This window comes from Paenibacillus sp. FSL K6-1558 (assembly GCF_038002565.1).
GTDB lineage: Bacteria > Bacillota > Bacilli > Paenibacillales > Paenibacillaceae > Paenibacillus > Paenibacillus polysaccharolyticus.
Genome location: NZ_JBBOCV010000001.1, coordinates 1,330,132 through 1,349,763, shown reverse-complemented (window position 1 = coordinate 1,349,763; position 19,632 = coordinate 1,330,132). Strand labels below are relative to the sequence as shown.

The following is a 19,632-nucleotide window of genomic DNA, read 5'->3' as shown; positions in this document are numbered from 1 at the left end:
AATGTGCTGTATTGTCACTCAGCATATTGAACAACACGAAAAAGTGTAAATGTGACTTATTACCTAAAAAGTTTACAGATTTAAGCAAAGCATTGGTGTTTTTCGAAAAAATTTACCTGAAGTTAACGCTTTTTTAGGTAAAAAGTGGTACGATGTGACCACGGATAGATCAAAAGTGACATGGTTGATGATATGGCGAGGGGTTGATTTATGTGTTTACTCAAATAGGTGAAATTGCTGAACCGATTCCAGTCGTACTGCCAGAAACCAAGTGTGATGCCTTATATCAACTGTTTAAATCCAATCCAAATTTGGAGGGTGTAGCGGTTGAAGGGAAAAAAGGAATTTCATTGATGATGCGAACACGTTTTTTTCAACAGATCGGCTCACAATATGGTTACAATCTCTACATGGGGCGTCCTGTGAAGCTGCTTATGAACGTAAACGCACTGGTCGTAGATTATTCGGAACAAATTACAGATGTCAGCGTGGCGGCGATGAAGCGTGAAGAAGCGGATCTGTATGATTTGGTTCTGGTCACATCTGGAGGTCGATTCCATGGGGCGGTGAGTATTCGGCGATTATTGCTAGAGGTTGCGGATGTTCGAGCGGAAATGGCGATTTTTATGAATCCGTTAACAGGGCTTCCCGGCAATCGAATCATAGATGATCGATTAGTTCAGGTACTTAAACAGGATCAGTTCAGTGTTCTATACATTGATCTGGATCAGTTCAAATCGTATAACGATAGCTATGGTTTCAAATTGGGGGACGAGCTTATCCAAGCAACGGCCACTTTACTCCGTGAGCATTTTGGGGTAGCAGAGGCTTTTCTTGGACATATCGGCGGGGATGATTTTATCGCAATCCTGAACCACCATCAGTATAAGCGGGTCTGTGAAGAAGTCATTTCCCAGTTTGAAGAGTTGAAGAAAAATTTTTACAATGAACAGGACTGGAACAATCAGTATGTGATGGGTGAAGGCCGCTCGGGATTGAATCGACCCATTCCTTTAGTATCGGTATCCATCGCAGTTGTAACCAATCTATATCAACGATATGAAAATATTAATCAGATTATTGATGAAGCTACACGTGTGAAAAAAAGCTGCAAATCCATCAATGGCAGCATCATTTGTTCGAATGACATGGAGGGGGAGGCTGTGCGGGCCTAGTTGTACCTAAACTTAGATACTACATAGGTTAATGTTAACGGTTTAGAGGAGAAGTAATCATATTGAAATTGAAGCTTAAATCCGTGCAAATCAAATGAGCCTGAGTCACTGTCAATGGTGAATGACAAAAAAACGCCGAGATTTGGAGAATACGTCCCAAAAAACAGCGTTGTCTAATTAGATCTTTATAAATAATTCACAGTCACATGTGTTAAGTAATAAAAGATCGTTTCGTGATAGAAAGGGAATATTAAACTGGCTGAGAATATGTATAATTGCATTCAGTCTAGATCCGTATAAGGCCAAACGTATTCTTTCTCCGTTAGATACGAATGTCCACAGAAGAATAAGCCGAAGCAGCAGATTCACTTGCTTTGTTTGGTACAGAGCTGCTTACGCGTCCCTGTTCTGATTTTTCCTCATCGGGAGCACTGTCTTCCAACTTAGGTACCGCCGATTTTCCTCGGTCAATCTCTTGGGATTCTTCTTTGCGCGAACCTACAGATGAGGGAAACTGTCCCGAATCGTGACTTCCAGGCTTATGAATATCGTCTGCCAACTCACCGAGCTTATGATTCGCTTTTCTTATGTTGGACTCTAGATCCTGCATTACTTCTCTTTTTTTCTGAAAAACCGTGCGTTCCGCGTTTTCAAGCATCTGCGTTTTGCCAATATCGCTGTGTGTGTCGTTCTCCAACACAATCCGGTCAAACCGGGTTTCCCCCTCAATCGTATGAATTGAACTTTGCATTTTGTCCCGTAAACCAACCAGCTTTCCCATCTGATCATACGTCTGACTATGCTTGATAAGATGATTCATTGACGGAGTCTGTTGTGGCTCTTCAGGCTTCGATTGTGGTTGCTTCGTCTGATTCATCTGTTGTAACTTGTTCTTCTCTTCCATCTCTTCTGCTTTGATCTGCGCGATGTGACTATCAATCTGCGCAATGGAACCGGTTAAGGATTTTATGCGTTCTGCCTTAGTTTTGATATCAAGCTCATCATTGGATTTAACAACGTGGATTTGTTCATTTAATTTTACTTTCTGCTGCATCAACCCTTGAATTTCTTTATCTCGGTTTGAGGTCGGGCTGGCCGGTGGTGTGAAGCTGCTTTTGGTTGCAGGTGAAATTGAATTCATTTTACCTTCTCCCTCTTTAGTATGGTAACGGTCTTTTATCCATATATCGGTTGATGAGGGAGAAGAATGAAGGTTCTACCTGCTCACTAAAAATATACTTTATGTAAAGTATTGCGAACTTTATCAGGATAATTGATAATGGTTATCAATGAGTGTGTGGTTTTTAGCGGTTATTGTTTCAGGAGAAACGGAGATTGGAGAGAAATAATGCAATTAAATGAACAGATGCAATATTGGAATTATGCGGCCGTGAAGGTGCTGGATATACGCCGCATCGTCTTAAAGAACGAAATACAACATGGATCATATACACTGCCTGCTGCTTGTTTTATATATTCAATTCGAGGGTCAGCCGACATTCAATTGAATGGACATAAGTATAGATCAGAACCATTTTTTTTAATTCATGGAGCCAAAGGATCATTATTGAATATACAGGCCCATAAAGATTTCGAATATATTATGTTGTATTACAGAGCATTTCGAGCATTTCCAAATTATCGTAAAAGGTGGTTACAAGGACAGGTTCTAGGTGCTCCGTTTTCCTTACAATATGGATTTACACCGAGGAGTCCATTGAACTTGTTAAGGTATCTTAATGAGATGGAGAAAGTATGGACGCAACCAACCAATTTGGACCTGCTGTATACGAAGAGTCTGTTTTATCAATTCATTCATGAACTGATGGTTCAGCTAGCTGCACAAGAGGTTCAAACCGAAGTTGTTGATCCGGTAAAACAGACGCTTGAATACATTCATCAGCATTATAGAGAACAGGTCACACTTGATTTTCTAGCAGAACAATTCAATTTTAGCTCGCGTCATTTATCTATGCGATTCAAACGAAAGACGGGTTACAGTCCCATCGATTACTTAATTCAGACGCGAATCGGCAAGGCTCAGGATTTACTTGTACGTTCAGATGCAAAGCTTGGTGATATCGCTGCAGAGGTTGGTTATTCAGATGTATATTATTTTAGCCGAATCTTCAAGAAACATGTGGGCATGTCTCCAACCCTGTATCAAAAGAAGATGAAGGAATTGGGCCGAATAGAAGATCGTCCATTGCACGTATCCGAATCGTCCATTGGCTGGGCATTGAAGTCAAGATATATTGATTATGATAATCATTATCGATATATAAACGGAGGGTCCACACCAATGAAAAGAAAAAATTCAAGTTCCAGCATGATCATGATTGCAATATTAAGTCTAACGATGCTCCTTACGGCCTGTTCTTCAGGTACCGCCAATACACTTTCAGCTGGAGAAGGAACGGGTGCTAATTCGACTAACAGTAGTTCATCAGTAACATCAGAGACGGGAAGTCAAGTAAACAAAGATAAAGAAACACGCACGGTCTCGACCATAAAAGGTGATGTTATCGTTCCGGCTAATCCGAAAAGAGTTGTTGTGCTGTATCTTCAAGGTGATGTTGTTGCACTTGGAGTCAAGCCAATCGCTACATCAGATGTATACGACGGGGCTGCTTACAAGAGTGAGCTTGAAGGTGTAAATTCACTCGGTACCTGGTTCGAACCGAACCCTGAAGCGGTCATTGACCTTGATCCAGACCTGATTATTGTTCCGTCGGAAGAAACATATAACACGTTGAAAAATATCGCACCTACGGTGTATATTCCGTACGAGAAAATGACAACGGAAGAACGGCTTCACAGCATAGCCAGCATTTTTGGCAAAGAGAAGGAAGCTGAAGTCTTGATTAACAACCTTAACAGCAAAGTGGAAGAGAGTAAAAAAACTCTTGCAGACGCTGGTATATTGGATAAAACCATTTCCATTATTGAAGGCGGACTAAAAGGTATGGTCGTTGTGGAGAGCAAGCAATTTGGTCGGGGTTCTCAGGCAGTCTATGAGTATTTGGAGATGAAAGCTCCTAAAGTAGTACAAGACAAAATCGATGTCGTATCAGACGAAGATGGCTCTACAATCTCAATGGAAGTTCTTCCAGAATACATAGGTGACTATGTGTTCCGCTCTGTGTATGAAGGGGCAGATGTTCTAACGGATAATCCGATATGGCGTAACATTAAGGCGGTCAAAGAAGGTCGGTTGATCGAGATTGATTTTGATTTCTTTTATTATTCAGACATCTATTCCATCAATAAACAACTCGATTTTGTTGTAGATAAACTTTTGTCTGCTCCAAGAGCACAATAAATGAAGAGGAAATCGTGCACATAAAGTTACGCAGGAGGCAAAAATGATATTGGGATTGTAATTTGAACCCATTTCCATTAGACTTAAACGATAATGAGAATCAATATCATATAATTAATTACCATAGTCGAGTGGATGGAGGTCCTGTAGAGATGAATCAAGAATTAGAGCTTTATGATGTGACGATTATCGGAGGCGGCCCGGCAGGCATGTACTCTGCTTTTTATAGCGGTATGCGAGATATGAAAACGAAATTAATTGAGGCACGCGACAGATTGGGAGGACGGATGCTGTTTTATCCGGAAAAGATGATCTGGGATGTTGGAGGGGTAACACCCATCCTGTGTGAAGATCTGATTAAACAGTTGGAGCAGCAGGCGCGCACATTTGAACCGACACTCGTGTTTGAACAACAGATTGAAGGATTTGAACGTAAAGCGGATGGCACCATTCTGCTAACTTCTGCTACAGGTGAGCAACACTGGACACGCACTGTCATTTTGGCAATAGGATACGGAATATACAAAATGGCGAAACTGGAGCTTGAAGGGGCAGACCGCTATGAAGTATCCAATCTACATTATACGGTGCAAGAGCTCGAGCCTTTCCGCGGTAAACGAGTGTTAATCTCGGGTGGAGGAGATTCCGCTGTGGATTGGGCGAATGAGCTAGAGAGCTTGGCTCAGCAGGTAACGGTCGTACATCGACGTGATCACTTCGGAGGACTGGAGCGGAACGTGTCGCGTATGAAAGAATCCTCAGTTGACGTGCGCACACCCTACGCAATTGAGAAGTTACACAGCATAAGCGGGGATATGATTGAACAGGTAACCGTTACACATATGGAAAGCGGAGAGACGGAGATGCTTGAAGTGGATGCTGTGATTGTCAATCATGGCATGAAGAGTGATTTTGGTCCCATTCGTGATTGGGGATTAGACTTGGGTGAATGGCATGTGAGCACGACCGAAAGATTGCAAACGAACATACCTGGTGTTTTTGCCGCGGGTGATTTCGTCGATTATGGAAGCAAATTGTATCTGATCGCGGGTACATTTACAGATGCAGCTCTAGCTGTTAACAGTGCGAAGTTATATATGGATCCGGAAGCCGAAAAAGTAGCTTATGTCTCTTCTCATAACAGTCGCTTCAAAGAAAAAAACAAAGCGCTTGGTGTTGTAGAGTAGTTAATATTAAGTCGAAACAAGACTTGAACTTAAAATAACTTCGGAAATTTTTCCGAGGTTATTTTTTTGTATCATGTGCGTATGAAGTAGTTAGAATTGCACAAGATATAACAGTCTTTGAACAGGTTTTGGATTGAAGATCAGCTCTAAACCGTCTATAATCAAAATCTACAAGAGGCTTGCGCGAATAATAACAGGTTTTCACGTCTTGCATGCTAGCTTAGGGACTCAAAACCGGATTACATTTCGACAAGGGTGGAGTACAACAATGAAAAAAGGCTCATCATCCGGACAACAAAATACGACTTTCATTCAAAGATTGCTTCAACGCGTGAATATGAAACGAGTGAAATGGTCCGAGGTTTATCTTGCTACAGCCGGAGCACTGCATCATTTATTGGTCGAGGGCCGACGTAAACGTGCCGCTGTAAAAAGGCAACAGCAGGATATGCCTCTAAGTGAATTAAAATTGTTGAAGCTTGAGCCAGGGGACATCGTCTATACGCCAAGCTCGGAATCAACTTATTATGCCGGGCATATGGGCATTATTGGTCTGGACGGAAAGGTGTATCATGTGCATCCTTACGGGCCGGTTTTTGCGGATACATTGGACTGGTATCTCACTCGCTTTTATGAAGGGGATCGCTTTATTGTATTCCGTTCCAAGCTCCATCAGGTGGGTATGCGGGCAGCAGAATGGGTTCAAGAACACTACAAGCAGGTGAAGTTCTACCGCTTGCAAACGAACCTTCTAAGTGTCGAGCGAAATTATTGTTCCAAATTCATATATCAGGCTTATAAGTTTACATCCGGACTGGATCTGTGGGGACGAAAGTTCGCTAAACTGAAACAGGGGTTCATCTATCCTTTTCGCATAGAGCGTTCATCGGATCTCGACGTACTGGGCACATTTTATAAATAAAACGATGACTGAAAAAACCGATTAGGCCGCTGTTTCTCGGGTGCAGAGAATACAGGTGTCTACGGTTTTTTTTAATATGTACTGAGATTAAAACAGGAAAAACACCCGAAACGTCGAATAAAATATGAGATCGGCACGCACAACTTGGAATCGTATACATAACAGGTGGCGCGATTTTGCAGGCCAAGGAAAAAACGACGACAAGGCTAGCGCATAAGAAAGAGTGAAGCGAATATGAATTGGCTAGGTTTTTTACGGAGGTTTCGGCGGCAGCAAAACGTAGTGAAGCTATCGGACTACACTCCAAAAAAGGAAAGGAGGAACTACTGTTCCATTTGCAGGAAACCTGTGAAAAGGGTCGTGTATTATGCCGCTCCACAGGGAAATGTTACAGGTGTATGCAGTTCTTGTAAGACAATAGCAGATGAGAGAGGTATGTTTCCCATTTAATAAGAAGAAATGCGCTCAGGAAACAATATTTTTTTGATTTATGCGCGTTTTTGTAGTACATTAGCAAATGTATTCGAAGGAGGATTCTAATGTACTCAGGAAGACAAGACGATACTTTATACATCATGACCTACACCTTAAATAGCGGTATCAAGGGTACGGTTCCACTGTCTAATAAGCAGATTGTTGAATGGCTCGATTGTTATAGAAATGAGAGACGCTTCGTAACGGAGATCGGCAAAGAATTTTTTGGGTTAAATGCAGGTTTGGTCGCAGACTTTAAGGTTCAAAATCATTTATCCGATTATCAGCAGACGATCATGCCAACACAGCAGCAGGATAACCTGGAACGTCTGTCCAGTGCTTATAAATCCACCGAGCTATTGATGAAAATTGATTGTAAATGCGGCACGGCCTACGTCACAGAATCTCCTTATAAACGTACCAAATGGTATTGCACGAAATGTAAAGAGATTGTATTCCTGGATGCCAAAAAAGGAATGGTAGAAACGTCACGTGGCGACGCATATTACATGACCAACAAATATTTTGTTTCCCGTGACTAGCGGGAAGTGATTTGGAGAGCATCGCACACAGCGGTGCTTTTTTGTGCCTGTTCTGTTGCAGACAATAAAAAAAAGCCCAATTGGGCTTTGGTTCTGAGTGTATCTTAGGACGGGCATTCCACTTTATGAGGAGGAATAAAGCAGCAACGACAGCGGGGCTCATAAGCCTCCGAATCGCCGATCATGACAACTGGACCCAATGTAACAGGTTCTCCGTTGACAATTCGCTGTGTAAAGGCAGCATCCGGGCTGCCGCATACCGCGCAGAATGCAGAAAGTTTCTCAATATCATCAGCCATGGCAAGCAGGCCACCGATATATCCGAATTCTTTTCCGCGATAATCCATGTTCAGTCCATCCACAATCACATGTTTGCCACAGTAAGCTAGTTCGGAAACGAGTTCCATGATGGCGCTGCTGAAAAACTGAACTTCATCAAAGGCAACAACATCGGCATCTATGGTTTGATTCAGAATGGTCTCAACGGATTCCGGCGTTAATTGCCGGGGAATGGAATGGGCAGGAAGTCTGTAGCCGATCCGGCTTACGATCTCGTCCTGAGCGAATCGATCATCCTCGGCTGGTTTGTAGGCAACGACCTTTTTACGGCCAAATTGAATAAGTTTCTGACAACGGCGAATAAGTTCACCAGATTTTTCACTGAACATGGGTCCAGTAATTACGGTAATACGTCCAGTTTGCACGGTGCTGCTACCCCTCTCGCATACGGAATTCAAAAAAAGCGACCATTACAGATTACCACATCTTCTTTGGAAAGAGCCAGAACTAATATAAATCGGTTTGTGTTACTATATGGATGGTTACGATGTTGGTTCCGAAAGCTTGCGCCACTAGAGTTATCTGAAAAGAGGTGTTACCAATGAACGAAGCATTAACCTCACTGAAGCAACGATATGAGGAGCTGAATAAACAAGGCAAGCTGGATGAAGCTGCGCAGGCATTATTTACGGAACTACTGACAGAAGCAGAACGGCTACAAGCCAGCAATCTGACATTGCGCAGAACGATTCTGAAATCATCTTCGAAAGAGTCACGCATGTCCACTAAACTTCGAGATGCCTTGTATGAATGAAGCATCTCTAATCATGCGCAGAAAACAAAAAAGCCCGGAATCATGAAGTGCTTCCGGGTGTTTCCATCTGTTCTGACTGTTTTTTGGAGCGAAAACGTGGTCCTACATAATTGCGTTTGCGGTCGCGAAACAGAATCCAGCCGCCGAGAAAACTCATGCCTGCCGCAAAAAGCACGAGCCCACCCAAGAAGGAAAGCCACTGGAATCCGGGAGCGATCAGGTCGTTTCCGTGCTCCGCGTAATATAGAAATAAGGCATCTTTCATCATGAGGAAGCCCTTCATGGCCATTAAGCCTGGGATAACGAGTATAACAATTGCGAGAAAGCGCGCAAAGACTATTTTTGTATTCATGAGCATTATACCCTTTCTGCCAGTGTAGACATAAAATAAAGGTTACGCTTACAGGGAATCCCTGCTTATATCATAGCTTGGAATGTACAGACTGTCCATGCGAGAATGGGTTAAATTTTGAGTTGACCGCGCAAGGAGAGTACAATGATATATAGAGGGTAGGAAGTAAATTAGGTATTACAGGTCATTTTATTATTATTTATTTTCAAAAAAATGAGCATATAGAGGAGAACATAGAGATGCCAATACCATGTGATGTTGCTGTATTAGGTGGAGGAACGGGCGGATATGTTGCGGCGATCCGTGCTGCCCAGCTAGGCAAAAAGGTCGTTATTATAGAAAAGGACAAGCTAGGTGGAACTTGCCTGCATCGTGGATGTATCCCAAGCAAGGCGCTGCTAAAAAGTGCCGAGATGTACGCTGAGATTCAGGATAGCGAGAGCTACGGCATCGAGACAACAGGAACAACGCTTGTGTTCCCGAAGGTCCAGGCGCGTAAAGATGCGATTGTGGAGCAACTTCATCAGGGCGTTCAATATTTGATGAAAAAAAATAAAATCGAAGTCGTGCACGCCAAAGGACGTGTGATCGGGCCGTCGATCTTCTCACCACAGAGCGGGGCTGTAGCGGTGGAGTATGAGGACGGCGAGATGGACACGGTTGTTCCAACGAACCTGATTATTGCTACGGGCTCACGTCCACGCGTGCTACCGGGTCTTGAACCGGATGGACGATACATCATGAGCAGTGATGAAGCGCTCCGCATGGACGAATTGCCAGCTTCAATCCTCATTGTGGGCGGTGGTGTAATCGGTCTGGAATGGGCCTCTATGCTGAATGACTTTGGCGTGAGTGTTACGGTGGTTGAGACAGCGGCTCATGTGCTTCCTGCAGAAGATGAGGATATAGCAAAAGAAATGCAACGTTTACTTGGTAAACGAGGCGTGCGTTTCTTGACTGGCGCTAAGCTGATGACCGACAGTTACCACACCGATGATCAGAACGTGAACATTGACGTGCAGCTTGCGGGAGATAAGGTAGAAGCTCTGACGGCTGAAAAAATGCTGGTGTCTGTTGGGCGTCAAGCTAATGTTGAAAATATTGGACTTGAGAATACCGATATCAAAGTGGAACGAGGTTTTATTGCGGTTAACAAACACCTGCAGACTGGAGAAGGCCATATCTATGCGATTGGTGATTGTATCGGCGGGTTACAGCTTGCTCATGCCGCAAGTCACGAAGGCATCCTTGCAGTCAATCATCTTGCTGGTGAGAGCGTGCATCCGGTTGAAGCACATCGGATTCCGCGCTGCGTGTATACACGCCCGGAAGCTGCCAGCATTGGATTCACCGAGAAAGAAGCTAAGGAACGCGGATACGAGATCAAAACCGGCAAGTTCCCATTCCAGGCCATCGGCAAGTCTTTGATTCACGGAAGTCGCGATGGATTCGTGAAGGTTATTGCGGATGCCAAAACGAATGATATTTTAGGGGTACATATGATTGGCACCCATGTTACGGAATTGATCGCTGAGGCTGCATTGGCACAAATGCTGGATGCAACGCCATGGGAAGTCGGACAGACCATACATCCGCATCCTTCATTGTCGGAAATTATGGGCGAAGCGATGTTAGCCGTGGATGGAAAAGCGATTGGAATGTAAGTCAGACAACCCTGGGTGAGAAAGGTACTTTCCTTTTTTGGGCAAAAGGGATTATAATAAGGTTAAGCCAAGTCTTAGTACCAGGTTATAAGATCGGGTAGTAGGACTTGCAAAAGGCTTTGATTAAAAGGAGGTACCTCATATGAGTTCACAAGGTACTGCAGATGCGGTTCATCGACATCAACAACTGGGACTTACTGATGGAGAAGTTTTAGATATGTACAAATACATGCTGCTTGCACGCAAGTTTGACGAACGTTGCTTGCTCTTGCAGCGGGCGGGCAAAATTAACTTTCACGTATCCGGTGTAGGCCAGGAGGCAGCGCAAGTCGGGGCGGCTTTTGGTTTGGACCGTGATCATGATTACTTTTTGCCTTATTACCGGGATTACGGTTTCGTTATGGCCGTAGGTATGACACCGCGTGAGCTGATGCTGTCTGCCTTTGCCAAGGCCGAAGATCCAAACAGTGGCGGCCGGCAGATGCCAGGCCACTTTGGTCATAAGAAACTGCGTATCGTTACTGGGTCCAGCCCGGTGACTACACAAGTTCCTCATGCGGTCGGATTTGCTCTTGCTGCCAAAATGCAGAAGCAAGAGTTTGTTTCTTTTGTTACCTTTGGGGAAGGTTCAAGCAACCAGGGGGATTTTCACGAAGGCGCAAACTTTGCAGGTGTGCATAAGCTGCCTGTCATCATTATGTGTGAGAACAATCAATATGCAATTTCGGTTCCTATTCACAAACAGCTCAGCGGCAAAATCTCTGATCGTGCATTGGGGTATGGTTTCCCGGGACTTCGCGTAGATGGCAACGATGCACTCGAAGTGTACGCGGCTGTGAAGGAAGCGCGTCAGCGTGCTATCGCCGGTGAAGGTCCGACACTGATTGAAGCGATGATGTATCGTTTGTCTCCACACTCGACTTCGGATAATGATTTGGCCTACCGGACGAAGGAAGAAGTTGAGGAGAACTGGAAGAAAGACGGCGTACTTCGGATGAAAAATTATTTGATTGAATGCGGCATCTGGGACGAAGCCCGGGATGCGGATCTGGCTTCCCAGCTTGCGCTGGAAATGAAAGAAGCAACTGAATATGCAGACAATGCGCCATATCCCAAACCTGAGGACACGCTGACGCATGTCTATGCAGACAGCGAAGAAGGGGGACGGTAATCATGGCTATGATGGAATATATTGATGCAATCCGTCTCGCAATGAAAGAAGAGATGGAACGGGACGAGAATGTTTTTGTTCTTGGCGAGGACGTCGGTGTAAAAGGTGGCGTGTTCACCACAACCAAAGGGTTGCAGGATCAATTTGGCGAGATGCGTGTCATGGATACGCCACTATCTGAATCGGCGATTGCCGGTGTGGCTATCGGTGCAGCAATGTACGGCATGAAGCCGATTGCGGAAATGCAATATTCGGACTTTATGTTGCCGGCAACAAATCAGATTATTAGTGAGGCGGCCAAAATCCGCTATCGCTCCAACAATGATTGGAGCTGTCCAATTGTGATTCGAGCGCCAATCGGTGGCGGGATCTTCGGCGGCTTGTACCACTCCCAATGTCCGGAATCCATCTTCTTTGGTACACCGGGACTTAAAATCATTGCTCCTTACTCGGCGTATGACGCGAAAGGTTTGCTGAAAGCGGCTGTCCGCGACCCGGACCCGGTACTCTTTTTCGAAAATAAAAAATGTTACAAGCTGATCAAGGAAGATGTGCCTGAAGATGATTACATCGTTCCAATCGGTAAGGCCAATGTGCTTCGTGAAGGTGCCGATATTACAGTTATCGGGTACAGTCAGCCATTGCATTTTGTTATGCAGGCCGCTGAGGAGCTGGAACGGGAAGAAGGTATCACGGCACACGTACTGGATCTGCGTACGCTGCAACCTCTCGACCGTGAAGCGATTATCGATTCTGCCCGGTTGACAGGCAAGGTGCTGATCGTGCACGAAGATAACAAAACCGGTGGTGTAGGCGCAGAAGTGGCGGCGATCATCAGTGAGGAATGTCTGTTTGATCTGGACGCCCCTATTCAGCGTTTGTGCGGTCCAGATGTACCAGCTATGCCAATCAGTCCTACGCTGGAGAAATTTTATATGCTGAGCAAGGATAAAGCCAAAACAGCCATGCGTGAACTTGCAGCGTATTAATCGATAAAGATAGAACAAAGTTTGGAGTGATAAATCAATGGCTGAACGTATGAAATGGATCGAGGTCATTATGCCGCAGCTCGCGGAATCTCTGGTCTCGGCTACCATAGCCAAATGGTTGAAAAAACCGGGTGACCGTGTGGAGCAGTACGAGCCGATCTGCGAAGTCATTACGGATAAAGTGAATGCCGAGATACCGTCTACGGTGGATGGCATTATGGGTGATCTATTGGTGGAAGAAGGAACGACCATTGCGGTGGGTGAGGCCATCTGCCGTATGCAAGTCGTTGCTACGGATGAAGATACGGCGGAACAAGTTACACCTGTCGCGAGCGAGCAGCAACAATCGCAGCAAGCTCAGGTTCAGCGTAATGCAAGTCAATCTGCAACTACGGGTACACACGCAGCTGCGTTTGATCCGAATCAGCCGATGCGCCATCGCTATTCTCCTGCGGTGCAGTCCTTGGCAGCAGAACATGGATTGAATCTGCAGCATGTTCAGGGAACAGGGGCAGGCGGCCGGATTACACGTAAAGATGTGCTTTCTTATGTTGCACAGGGCGGCCAGGCAAACACAGAATCAGCGTCCGTACAAACATCTAATGTTGGTACTCAGGCTGCACAGGCTTCATCGTCTTCTCCGTTCAGTGGAATCAGAGATACCGGTGCAACTACGTCATCGATATCTATGAACGGTGTAACTGGACAGACAGTTCCTGCATCCGATGCAGGCGTTCCTGTGCGTCATTCCGGAATCCACCTGACCGAAAGTCCGAAAATTCCACAGATTGAAGTGGAAGGCGGCGGACAAGGAAGATCAGAATATTTTATCGATGTTACCCCTGTGCGTAATGCCATAGCGCGTAACATGCGTCAAAGTGTATCTGAAATCCCTCATGCGTGGACCATGATTGAAGTGGATGTAACCAACCTCGTCATGTTGCGCAACAAATTGAAGGATGAGTTCAAACGGAAAGAGGGCATTAACCTGACCTATCTTTCGTTTATGATGAAGGGTGTCGTCAATGCGATTAAAGATTACCCGATTATGAACTCAGTATGGGCTGTTGATAAAATTATTGTGAAGCGGGATATTAACTTGTCCATGGCTGTAGGTACAGAGGATTCGGTGCTTACACCGGTCATCAAACAGGCTGACCAGCGTAATATCGCGGGTCTCGCTCGCGAGATTGATGATCTGGCTCGCAAGACCCGTGAAGGTACGCTGAAGCTGGATCATATGCAAGGCGGTACATTTACAGTGAACAATACAGGTTCATTTGGTTCGATCTTGTCCCAGCCTATTATCAACTATCCACAGGCCGCTATTCTTACCTTTGAATCCATTGTGAAGAAACCGGTTGTCATTAATGATATGATCGCGGTGCGGTCCATGGCTAACTTGTGTCTTTCTCTGGATCATCGGATTCTGGATGGGGTCATCTGTGGCCGGTTCCTGCAGCGTGTTAAGGAGAACCTGGAAGGCTACAACATGGAAACGAAAGTGTATTAAGTTTATATTGTAGAAAGACGGGAAAGTGTATGTGCCTCGGGCCGTGCACTTTTCTGGCTGTCTAGAGACGAATATATCTTCATATATTAAACCATGGGCAGAAGGATGTGAGGAAACATGGGTAAACCGCTGAATGTGGCATACATACCGATGCTGGATTATGAGGCGGCATGGAATCTTCAGAAATCAATTGTGCAGCAACTGGACGAAGGCGAAGGCCCTGAACAGATGTTGCTTCTACAGCATCCACCAACCTATACCATTGGTTCACAGAACCATCCGGAGCATCTGCTTTGGAGTGAGGAAGAGTTGAAAGCACAGGGCATCTCCTTGTTTCAAATTGATCGCGGCGGTGATATTACTTATCATGGACCGGGTCAATTGGTAGGTTACCCTTTGTTAGTACTTGGTCGGGATGAGGAGCTGGATCTGCATGCTTACTTGCGTAAGCTGGAGCAGGTGATGATCGATTATCTCGCTGATCAGGGCGTTGAATCCGAGCGCAAAGAAGGATATACGGGCGTATGGATCGGTGATCTGAAGATTGCGGCCATCGGCATTAAGTTTAATCGGTGTAAGCATCGACGTGGATTTGTGACGAGTCACGGGTTTGCTTTTAACATTACCTCAGGCATTCAACATGCTGGGTTTCAGGGTATCATTCCATGCGGAATTGAACAGTATGGTGTGACTTCTTTGGAGGATATCACGGGGAATTCATACACGGTTGAGCAGGTAGCCCGGGATATTGTACCTTATTTTCAGCGTATATTCCCATATGATCTGATATGGAGTACAGAAAAAGAAGCCCTCCAGCGTCTGTAGACAGCGCGTTAGAAGAGCTTCAGATCAGGGTGACTACCCGAACAGCAACGGTTCCAGTGCGATGAAAAGAGTGGAGCCAACCATAGCTGCCAGCATGAGATAGATCACAATTTTGAACCATTTCTTATTTTGCATGAAGAGAGAACTCCTTTCAGAACTTTTGAACAAGCCATAGTACCTGTATTGTACCGTATCTACGATAGGGAGGAAAGTCTAATGATTAATGAACAGCGTGTGATTCAGCATTTTATGGATCTGGTGCAGATTGATAGCGAAACAAAAAATGAGCAGAATATATCCAAGGTGTTAAAAGAACAATTCGCGGGTCTTGGTCTTCATGTCTATGAGGACGATACAATGAACGAGACAGGGCATGGAGCGGGCAATCTGGTCGTTACACTGGAAGCTGAAGGTGTGGCAGGTGTAGAAGGTGTAGAGCCGATGCTCTTCACATGTCACATGGACACCGTAACCCCCGGACAGGGAATCAAACCGGAGCTTGGTGAGGACGGATGGATTCGCAGTGATGGCACAACAATTCTGGGAGCGGATGACAAGGCGGGCATTGCAGCTCTGTTTGAAGCCATTCGTGTTATTCAGGAGAACAACATTCCGCATGGCAAAATTCAGTTTGTGATTACGGTCGGAGAGGAGTCGGGTCTTGTCGGTGCACGAGCAATGAATCCGAAAGATATCGATGCTTCCTTTGGTTATGCGCTGGATTCTAACGGAGCGGTGGGTACGATCTGTGTGGCTGCTCCAGCAAGAGCAGAGATTGAGATGAAAATCTATGGTAAGTCGGCGCATGCCGGAGTGAATCCGGAAGATGGAATCAGTGCCATTCAGGTTGCAGCCAAAGCGATTGCGGCTATGAAGCTTGGACGCATTGACGACGAAACGACAGCGAATATTGGTAAGTTCCAAGGTGGCTCTGCACTGAACGTGGTATGTGACTTTGTTCAGATCGATGCGGAGGCTCGCAGTATTGTGCAAGAGAAAATCGAACAGCAAATTGCCCAAATGCGTGAAGCATTGGAGACGACATGTCGCAAATATGGCGCAACCGCAGAGTTCCGCAGTGAGATTAAATATCCTGCATTTGGCTTCCATGACGACCATGAGGTAGTGCAACTTGCCCAGCGTGCGATTCGAAGCCTGGGTCTGGAAACAAGCACGTTTGCTTCTGGCGGTGGCAGTGATGCGAACATTTTTAACGGGTTCGGCATTCCGACGGCGAATCTGGCTGTAGGGTATGAAGATATCCACACGACCAAAGAACGCATTCGCGCAGCAGACATTGTGAAACTGTCCCAGGTCGTTATCGCGATTGTGCAGGAAACGGCAAAAGGCAAATAAGTGATTGGGATATTTGATAGTCCATGAGATGATGTAATTGGAGCGTTGGTTGAAAAAAAGAAATGAAAGTCCGAATTCGGTGCAGACCGGGTTCGGACTTTTTGAACAATGGTGAAGCTTCTAGCCTTTGCGTCCCGCAAGCATGTCGCTGAGTTTGGTTTCAGGGCCCCATTCACGCATCCACTGTCTAAGGATAAGCTGTACTTGTCTGGCTTGTCCGACCACATGCGCAGACTGAGGTGTGAGATAACTTTTCATTTGGTGAATCCCCCTTGGTTCTCGCTGTACGCATTAGACTTGTACACACGATTAAATTCTTATAGGCTCACCATATGCCTGAAATCACAGTTATATACTACATCTCAGTCCAATTGAACGAGTTTTTTACACATTTAAAAGGAGCTGAAGTACACATGAAATCCAAAACATCTGCTGCATCCATCTATGCACCTCAACCTGCGAATCCCAAGCTTGACGAAGTGACGGTATCCACCAAGCCAATCTTTGAAGGCAAAGTGATTTCACTTCAGGTAGACACAGTGAAGCTACCGAACGGACAGACGGCGACCCGAGAGATTATCAAACACCCGGGAGCAGTAGCGGTACTGGCATTGAGGGGAGATCGTATGCTGGTCGTGGATCAATATCGTCAGGCGATGGGACGTACCGAAGTGGAAATTCCTGCGGGCAAGCTTGATCCGGGTGAAGAGCCGGAGGTGGCAGCAGCGCGTGAACTGAAGGAAGAAACGGGATATGAAGCCAAGTCGCTCCGTCATCTGCGGTCTTTCTACACCTCACCAGGCTTCGCGGATGAGATCATTCACCTGTATATCGCCGAAGAGCTGGAAGCTGGAGAGATGGCTCTGGACGAAGATGAGTTTCTTGAAGTATCGGAGATCACGCTAGAGGAAGCGTACAAGCTGATGGACGAAAATCGAATCAGTGATGCCAAAACGATGATGGCTGTGTATGCCTGGGATATTTACAAAACGACAGGACGGTTTTAATCATGCAAAATCAAAAGGGAACGCTACCGCTGTGGGAGCCATGTTATGCGGATCTGCATATCCACATCGGACGCACGTCCCGTGGTGAGGCAGTTAAAATCAGCGGCAGCCGTGACTTAACTTTTGAGAATATAGCCAGGGAGGCCTCCACTCGTAAAGGAATTCATTTGCTTGGGGTCATTGATTGCCATTCTCCGGTTGTGCAGAGAGATATTGAGGAGCTGCTGGAGAACGGTACGATGTCTGAGGTTGAGGGCGGCGGTATTGCGTATCAGGACACCACCATTCTGCTCGGAACCGAAATCGAGCTTCGCGAGCCTGAGATGCGTGAGTTCCACATGCTCGCCTACTTCCGGGATCTGGGTACCATGAAGTCTTTTACAACCTGGATGGCACGTTATATGAAAAATGTAAATCTCAGCTCCCAGCGGGTATATGTACCTGCTCTTGAGATGCAAGCGGAGATTAAGGCACGCGACGGGTTGATTGTACCCGCTCACGTGTTTACACCGCACAAGGGCATTTATGGTAGCACAGCGCCACGTATGGGGGATGTGCTGGACACGAGCCTTGTGGATGCGGTTGAACTGGGTCTAAGCTCTGATTCCTCTATGGCGAGTTACATTCGGGAACTGGATCAGGTTCCGTTTCTAACGAATTCGGATGCGCATTCGCTAGGTAAAATCGGGCGGGAATACAATGAGTTACAGATTGCATCGCCTTCTTTTGACGAATTCCGTATGGCATTGCTAGGGAAAGAGGGAAGAAGGATTGCGGCCAATTATGGTTTGAATCCAAGACTCGGTAAGTATCACCGGACCTATTGTGCAGCATGTGGTAGCGTCATGGATGAAAAGGATCTGTCTGCTGAACGTTGTCCTCTTTGTGGTAGCCCCAAGCTGGTTCAAGGGGTGCTGGATCGTATTCTGGCTATTGCTGATCGTAAGCAACCGGAGCTTCCTGCAGAGAGGCCGCCATACTATTATCAGGTTCCGCTTGAGTTCATTCCAGGGCTTGGTAAAGCCAAGTTGCGTCAACTGCTGGATCGTTTTGGAACAGAGATGGCTGTCCTGCATCGTACAGATGAAACTCAACTAGCCGAGGTCGTTGGTCCGGTGCTCGCCGAATTGATCGTAGCGGCTCGAAATGGTGGGCTGACATTGTCCTCTGGCGGTGGGGGCACATACGGTAAGGTCGCAACCAAAGAGCAGACATCTCAGAAAATGTAGAACGAGCATGATGTGTAGAGCGGGTTGTTATAATTCGGACAAGAAGTCATACAGATGAGCCCAGGTTCATAAGCTGAATCATAAGGATGATTAAGTCTAACGTTTGATATGTCTTATATCTCCTTGCAGCAGGATAACCGGAAAGGGGACTCGTACCTGTATGCGTTCTTCTTATTTTACGTTCAAAGGGCAAACCTCGTTATATGTATTCGTCGCTGTCTTATTTCTGGTCGGTGTCATCTTTGGCGCATTGATGGTCAACGCTCTTTCCTTGGAACAGCGCCAGGATCTCGAAGCCTATTTGGGCAATTTTTTCATGACGGTGCAACATAGTTCGCAAGGGACAGAGCACACCGCTTATTGGGATATTGCCATGCTTCATCTAAAATGGGTCGGTTTAATCTTTATTCTCGGTTTGTCTGTTGTAGGTTTACCAGGCATACTGGTTCTGGATTTTTTAAAAGGGGTATTAATCGGTTTTACCGTAGGTTATCTCGTCGGACAGTATTCGTGGAAAGGGCTGCTGTTTGCACTTGTATCCGTAGCGCCGCATAATCTGTTCGTCATTCCAATCCTGCTGATCTGCAGTGTGGCTGCGATGACGTTCTCGTTATATATCATACGTAATCGCGTTTTGATGCAACGCACACCAGGCCGCCAAAGACCGTTTGCTTCCTATGTTATTTTGACGGTGGTTATGGCGGTATTGCTGCTTGGGGTGGCCTCTTTTGAAACCTGGATAACCCCCGCAATGATGCGCTGGGTCACGCCGATGCTACTTCCTGTCTAGCTTGTACTACATGTCCTAAAA

Annotated in this window: 20 protein-coding genes; 15 read left to right on the top strand and 5 right to left on the bottom strand. The window is 45.8% G+C overall.

Annotated elements, in window-relative coordinates; genetic code table 11:
- Positions 1 to 212: 212 nt before the first annotated feature.
- Positions 213 to 1,175: a GGDEF domain-containing protein gene (locus MHI38_RS05730; protein ID WP_154888458.1), complete on the top strand. Its 963-nt coding sequence runs from the start codon at positions 213 to 215 to the stop codon at positions 1,173 to 1,175.
- A gap of 322 nt (positions 1,176 to 1,497) precedes the next feature.
- On the opposite strand, the gene MHI38_RS05725 is transcribed toward MHI38_RS05730, so the two are convergent.
- Positions 1,498 to 2,316, bottom strand: coding sequence for a hypothetical protein (locus tag MHI38_RS05725; protein ID WP_154888460.1), 819 nt, complete (start codon positions 2,314 to 2,316; stop codon positions 1,498 to 1,500).
- 582 nt (positions 2,317 to 2,898) lie between these two features.
- Here MHI38_RS05725 and MHI38_RS05720 point away from each other — a divergent pair.
- The 4 genes from MHI38_RS05720 (at position 2,899) to MHI38_RS05705 (ending at position 7,622) form a co-directional block, all read left to right on the top strand.
- On the top strand, positions 2,899 to 4,497 hold the full coding sequence (locus tag MHI38_RS05720; protein ID WP_261764508.1) for an AraC family transcriptional regulator: 1,599 nt from the start codon (positions 2,899 to 2,901) through the stop codon (positions 4,495 to 4,497).
- 152 nt (positions 4,498 to 4,649) lie between these two features.
- Positions 4,650 to 5,684 (top strand): NAD(P)/FAD-dependent oxidoreductase, encoded by a 1,035-nt coding sequence (locus MHI38_RS05715; protein WP_154888464.1) that lies wholly within the window; start codon positions 4,650 to 4,652, stop codon positions 5,682 to 5,684.
- A gap of 268 nt (positions 5,685 to 5,952) precedes the next feature.
- The gene (locus MHI38_RS05710) at positions 5,953 to 6,606 is read left to right on the top strand and encodes a hypothetical protein (protein ID WP_154888467.1); all 654 of its coding nucleotides are present in this window, start codon (positions 5,953 to 5,955) and stop codon (positions 6,604 to 6,606) included.
- Between the two features lie 539 nt (positions 6,607 to 7,145).
- Entirely contained in the window at positions 7,146 to 7,622 is a 477-nt protein-coding gene (locus MHI38_RS05705; RefSeq protein ID WP_090922478.1) for a hypothetical protein, read from the top strand.
- A 104-nt stretch (positions 7,623 to 7,726) separates the two neighbouring features.
- Here MHI38_RS05705 and MHI38_RS05700 read toward each other — a convergent pair whose 3' ends face one another.
- Entirely contained in the window at positions 7,727 to 8,326 is a 600-nt protein-coding gene (locus MHI38_RS05700; protein WP_090922476.1) for a thymidine kinase, read from the bottom strand.
- Between the two features lie 176 nt (positions 8,327 to 8,502).
- Here MHI38_RS05700 and MHI38_RS05695 point away from each other — a divergent pair, with 176 nt between their 5' ends.
- Positions 8,503 to 8,715 carry a hypothetical protein gene (locus tag MHI38_RS05695; RefSeq protein ID WP_154888469.1) on the top strand — a complete coding sequence of 71 codons (213 nt, stop codon included), beginning with the start codon at positions 8,503 to 8,505 and terminating at the stop codon, positions 8,713 to 8,715.
- A gap of 40 nt (positions 8,716 to 8,755) precedes the next feature.
- On the opposite strand, the gene MHI38_RS05690 is transcribed toward MHI38_RS05695, so the two are convergent.
- Positions 8,756 to 9,073: a DUF2627 domain-containing protein gene (locus tag MHI38_RS05690; RefSeq protein ID WP_090922472.1), complete on the bottom strand. Its 318-nt coding sequence runs from the start codon at positions 9,071 to 9,073 to the stop codon at positions 8,756 to 8,758.
- Between the two features lie 233 nt (positions 9,074 to 9,306).
- Here MHI38_RS05690 and lpdA point away from each other — a divergent pair, with 233 nt between their 5' ends.
- The 5 genes from lpdA to lipB all read left to right on the top strand — a co-directional run bounded on the left by lpdA (position 9,307) and on the right by lipB (position 15,229).
- The gene (gene lpdA, locus MHI38_RS05685; protein WP_154888471.1) at positions 9,307 to 10,731 is read left to right on the top strand and encodes a dihydrolipoyl dehydrogenase; all 1,425 of its coding nucleotides are present in this window, start codon (positions 9,307 to 9,309) and stop codon (positions 10,729 to 10,731) included.
- A 142-nt stretch (positions 10,732 to 10,873) separates the two neighbouring features.
- A complete protein-coding gene (locus tag MHI38_RS05680; RefSeq protein WP_154888473.1) occupies positions 10,874 to 11,902 on the top strand; it encodes a thiamine pyrophosphate-dependent dehydrogenase E1 component subunit alpha in 1,029 nt (342 codons plus the stop codon).
- A 2-nt stretch (positions 11,903 to 11,904) separates the two neighbouring features.
- On the top strand, positions 11,905 to 12,891 hold the full coding sequence (locus tag MHI38_RS05675; RefSeq protein ID WP_090922464.1) for an alpha-ketoacid dehydrogenase subunit beta: 987 nt from the start codon (positions 11,905 to 11,907) through the stop codon (positions 12,889 to 12,891).
- A 37-nt stretch (positions 12,892 to 12,928) separates the two neighbouring features.
- Positions 12,929 to 14,404, top strand: a complete 1,476-nt coding sequence (locus MHI38_RS05670) for a dihydrolipoamide acetyltransferase family protein (protein WP_154888475.1) — start codon at positions 12,929 to 12,931, stop codon at positions 14,402 to 14,404.
- A gap of 117 nt (positions 14,405 to 14,521) precedes the next feature.
- On the top strand, positions 14,522 to 15,229 hold the full coding sequence (gene lipB, locus MHI38_RS05665; RefSeq protein WP_154888478.1) for a lipoyl(octanoyl) transferase LipB: 708 nt from the start codon (positions 14,522 to 14,524) through the stop codon (positions 15,227 to 15,229).
- A 33-nt stretch (positions 15,230 to 15,262) separates the two neighbouring features.
- On the opposite strand, the gene prli42 is transcribed toward lipB, so the two are convergent.
- The gene (gene prli42, locus MHI38_RS05660) at positions 15,263 to 15,364 is read right to left on the bottom strand and encodes a stressosome-associated protein Prli42 (protein WP_090922458.1); all 102 of its coding nucleotides are present in this window, start codon (positions 15,362 to 15,364) and stop codon (positions 15,263 to 15,265) included.
- Positions 15,365 to 15,445: 81 nt separating this feature from the next.
- Here prli42 and MHI38_RS05655 point away from each other — a divergent pair, with 81 nt between their 5' ends.
- Positions 15,446 to 16,585: a M20/M25/M40 family metallo-hydrolase gene (locus tag MHI38_RS05655; RefSeq protein ID WP_090922456.1), complete on the top strand. Its 1,140-nt coding sequence runs from the start codon at positions 15,446 to 15,448 to the stop codon at positions 16,583 to 16,585.
- Positions 16,586 to 16,705: 120 nt separating this feature from the next.
- Here the strand turns inward: MHI38_RS05655 and MHI38_RS05650 are convergent, their stop codons facing one another.
- Complete coding sequence (locus tag MHI38_RS05650; RefSeq protein ID WP_090922454.1) at positions 16,706 to 16,843, bottom strand: Z-ring formation inhibitor MciZ; 138 nt, start codon at positions 16,841 to 16,843, stop codon at positions 16,706 to 16,708.
- Between the two features lie 155 nt (positions 16,844 to 16,998).
- On the opposite strand from MHI38_RS05650, the gene MHI38_RS05645 reads away from it, so the two are divergent.
- From MHI38_RS05645 to spoIIM, 3 genes are all read left to right on the top strand, one after another.
- On the top strand, positions 16,999 to 17,592 hold the full coding sequence (locus MHI38_RS05645; protein ID WP_090922453.1) for an NUDIX domain-containing protein: 594 nt from the start codon (positions 16,999 to 17,001) through the stop codon (positions 17,590 to 17,592).
- Positions 17,593 to 17,594: 2 nt separating this feature from the next.
- Positions 17,595 to 18,821, top strand: coding sequence for an endonuclease Q family protein (locus MHI38_RS05640; RefSeq protein ID WP_339831237.1), 1,227 nt, complete (start codon positions 17,595 to 17,597; stop codon positions 18,819 to 18,821).
- Positions 18,822 to 18,981: 160 nt separating this feature from the next.
- Positions 18,982 to 19,611 (top strand): stage II sporulation protein M, encoded by a 630-nt coding sequence (gene spoIIM / locus MHI38_RS05635; protein ID WP_339831234.1) that lies wholly within the window; start codon positions 18,982 to 18,984, stop codon positions 19,609 to 19,611.
- Positions 19,612 to 19,632: the final 21 nt, after the last annotated feature.

Excerpts from the sequence above, each read along its gene's own strand:
- MHI38_RS05725 (WP_154888460.1), bottom strand. The coding sequence starts at position 2,316 with ATGAATTCAATTTCACCTGCAACCAAAAGCAGCTTCACACCACCGGCC.
- MHI38_RS05715 (WP_154888464.1), top strand. The coding sequence starts at position 4,650 with ATGAATCAAGAATTAGAGCTTTATGATGTGACGATTATCGGAGGCGGC.
- MHI38_RS05710 (WP_154888467.1), top strand. The coding sequence starts at position 5,953 with ATGAAAAAAGGCTCATCATCCGGACAACAAAATACGACTTTCATTCAA.
- MHI38_RS05705 (WP_090922478.1), top strand. The coding sequence starts at position 7,146 with ATGTACTCAGGAAGACAAGACGATACTTTATACATCATGACCTACACC.
- MHI38_RS05695 (WP_154888469.1), top strand. The coding sequence starts at position 8,503 with ATGAACGAAGCATTAACCTCACTGAAGCAACGATATGAGGAGCTGAAT.
- MHI38_RS05690 (WP_090922472.1), bottom strand. The coding sequence starts at position 9,073 with ATGCTCATGAATACAAAAATAGTCTTTGCGCGCTTTCTCGCAATTGTT.
- lpdA (WP_154888471.1), top strand. The coding sequence starts at position 9,307 with ATGCCAATACCATGTGATGTTGCTGTATTAGGTGGAGGAACGGGCGGA.
- MHI38_RS05680 (WP_154888473.1), top strand. The coding sequence starts at position 10,874 with ATGAGTTCACAAGGTACTGCAGATGCGGTTCATCGACATCAACAACTG.
- MHI38_RS05675 (WP_090922464.1), top strand. The coding sequence starts at position 11,905 with ATGGCTATGATGGAATATATTGATGCAATCCGTCTCGCAATGAAAGAA.
- MHI38_RS05670 (WP_154888475.1), top strand. The coding sequence starts at position 12,929 with ATGGCTGAACGTATGAAATGGATCGAGGTCATTATGCCGCAGCTCGCG.
- lipB (WP_154888478.1), top strand. The coding sequence starts at position 14,522 with ATGGGTAAACCGCTGAATGTGGCATACATACCGATGCTGGATTATGAG.
- prli42 (WP_090922458.1), bottom strand. The coding sequence starts at position 15,364 with ATGCAAAATAAGAAATGGTTCAAAATTGTGATCTATCTCATGCTGGCA.
- MHI38_RS05655 (WP_090922456.1), top strand. The coding sequence starts at position 15,446 with ATGATTAATGAACAGCGTGTGATTCAGCATTTTATGGATCTGGTGCAG.
- MHI38_RS05650 (WP_090922454.1), bottom strand. The coding sequence starts at position 16,843 with ATGAAAAGTTATCTCACACCTCAGTCTGCGCATGTGGTCGGACAAGCC.
- MHI38_RS05645 (WP_090922453.1), top strand. The coding sequence starts at position 16,999 with ATGAAATCCAAAACATCTGCTGCATCCATCTATGCACCTCAACCTGCG.
- MHI38_RS05640 (WP_339831237.1), top strand. The coding sequence starts at position 17,595 with ATGCAAAATCAAAAGGGAACGCTACCGCTGTGGGAGCCATGTTATGCG.
- spoIIM (WP_339831234.1), top strand. The coding sequence starts at position 18,982 with ATGCGTTCTTCTTATTTTACGTTCAAAGGGCAAACCTCGTTATATGTA.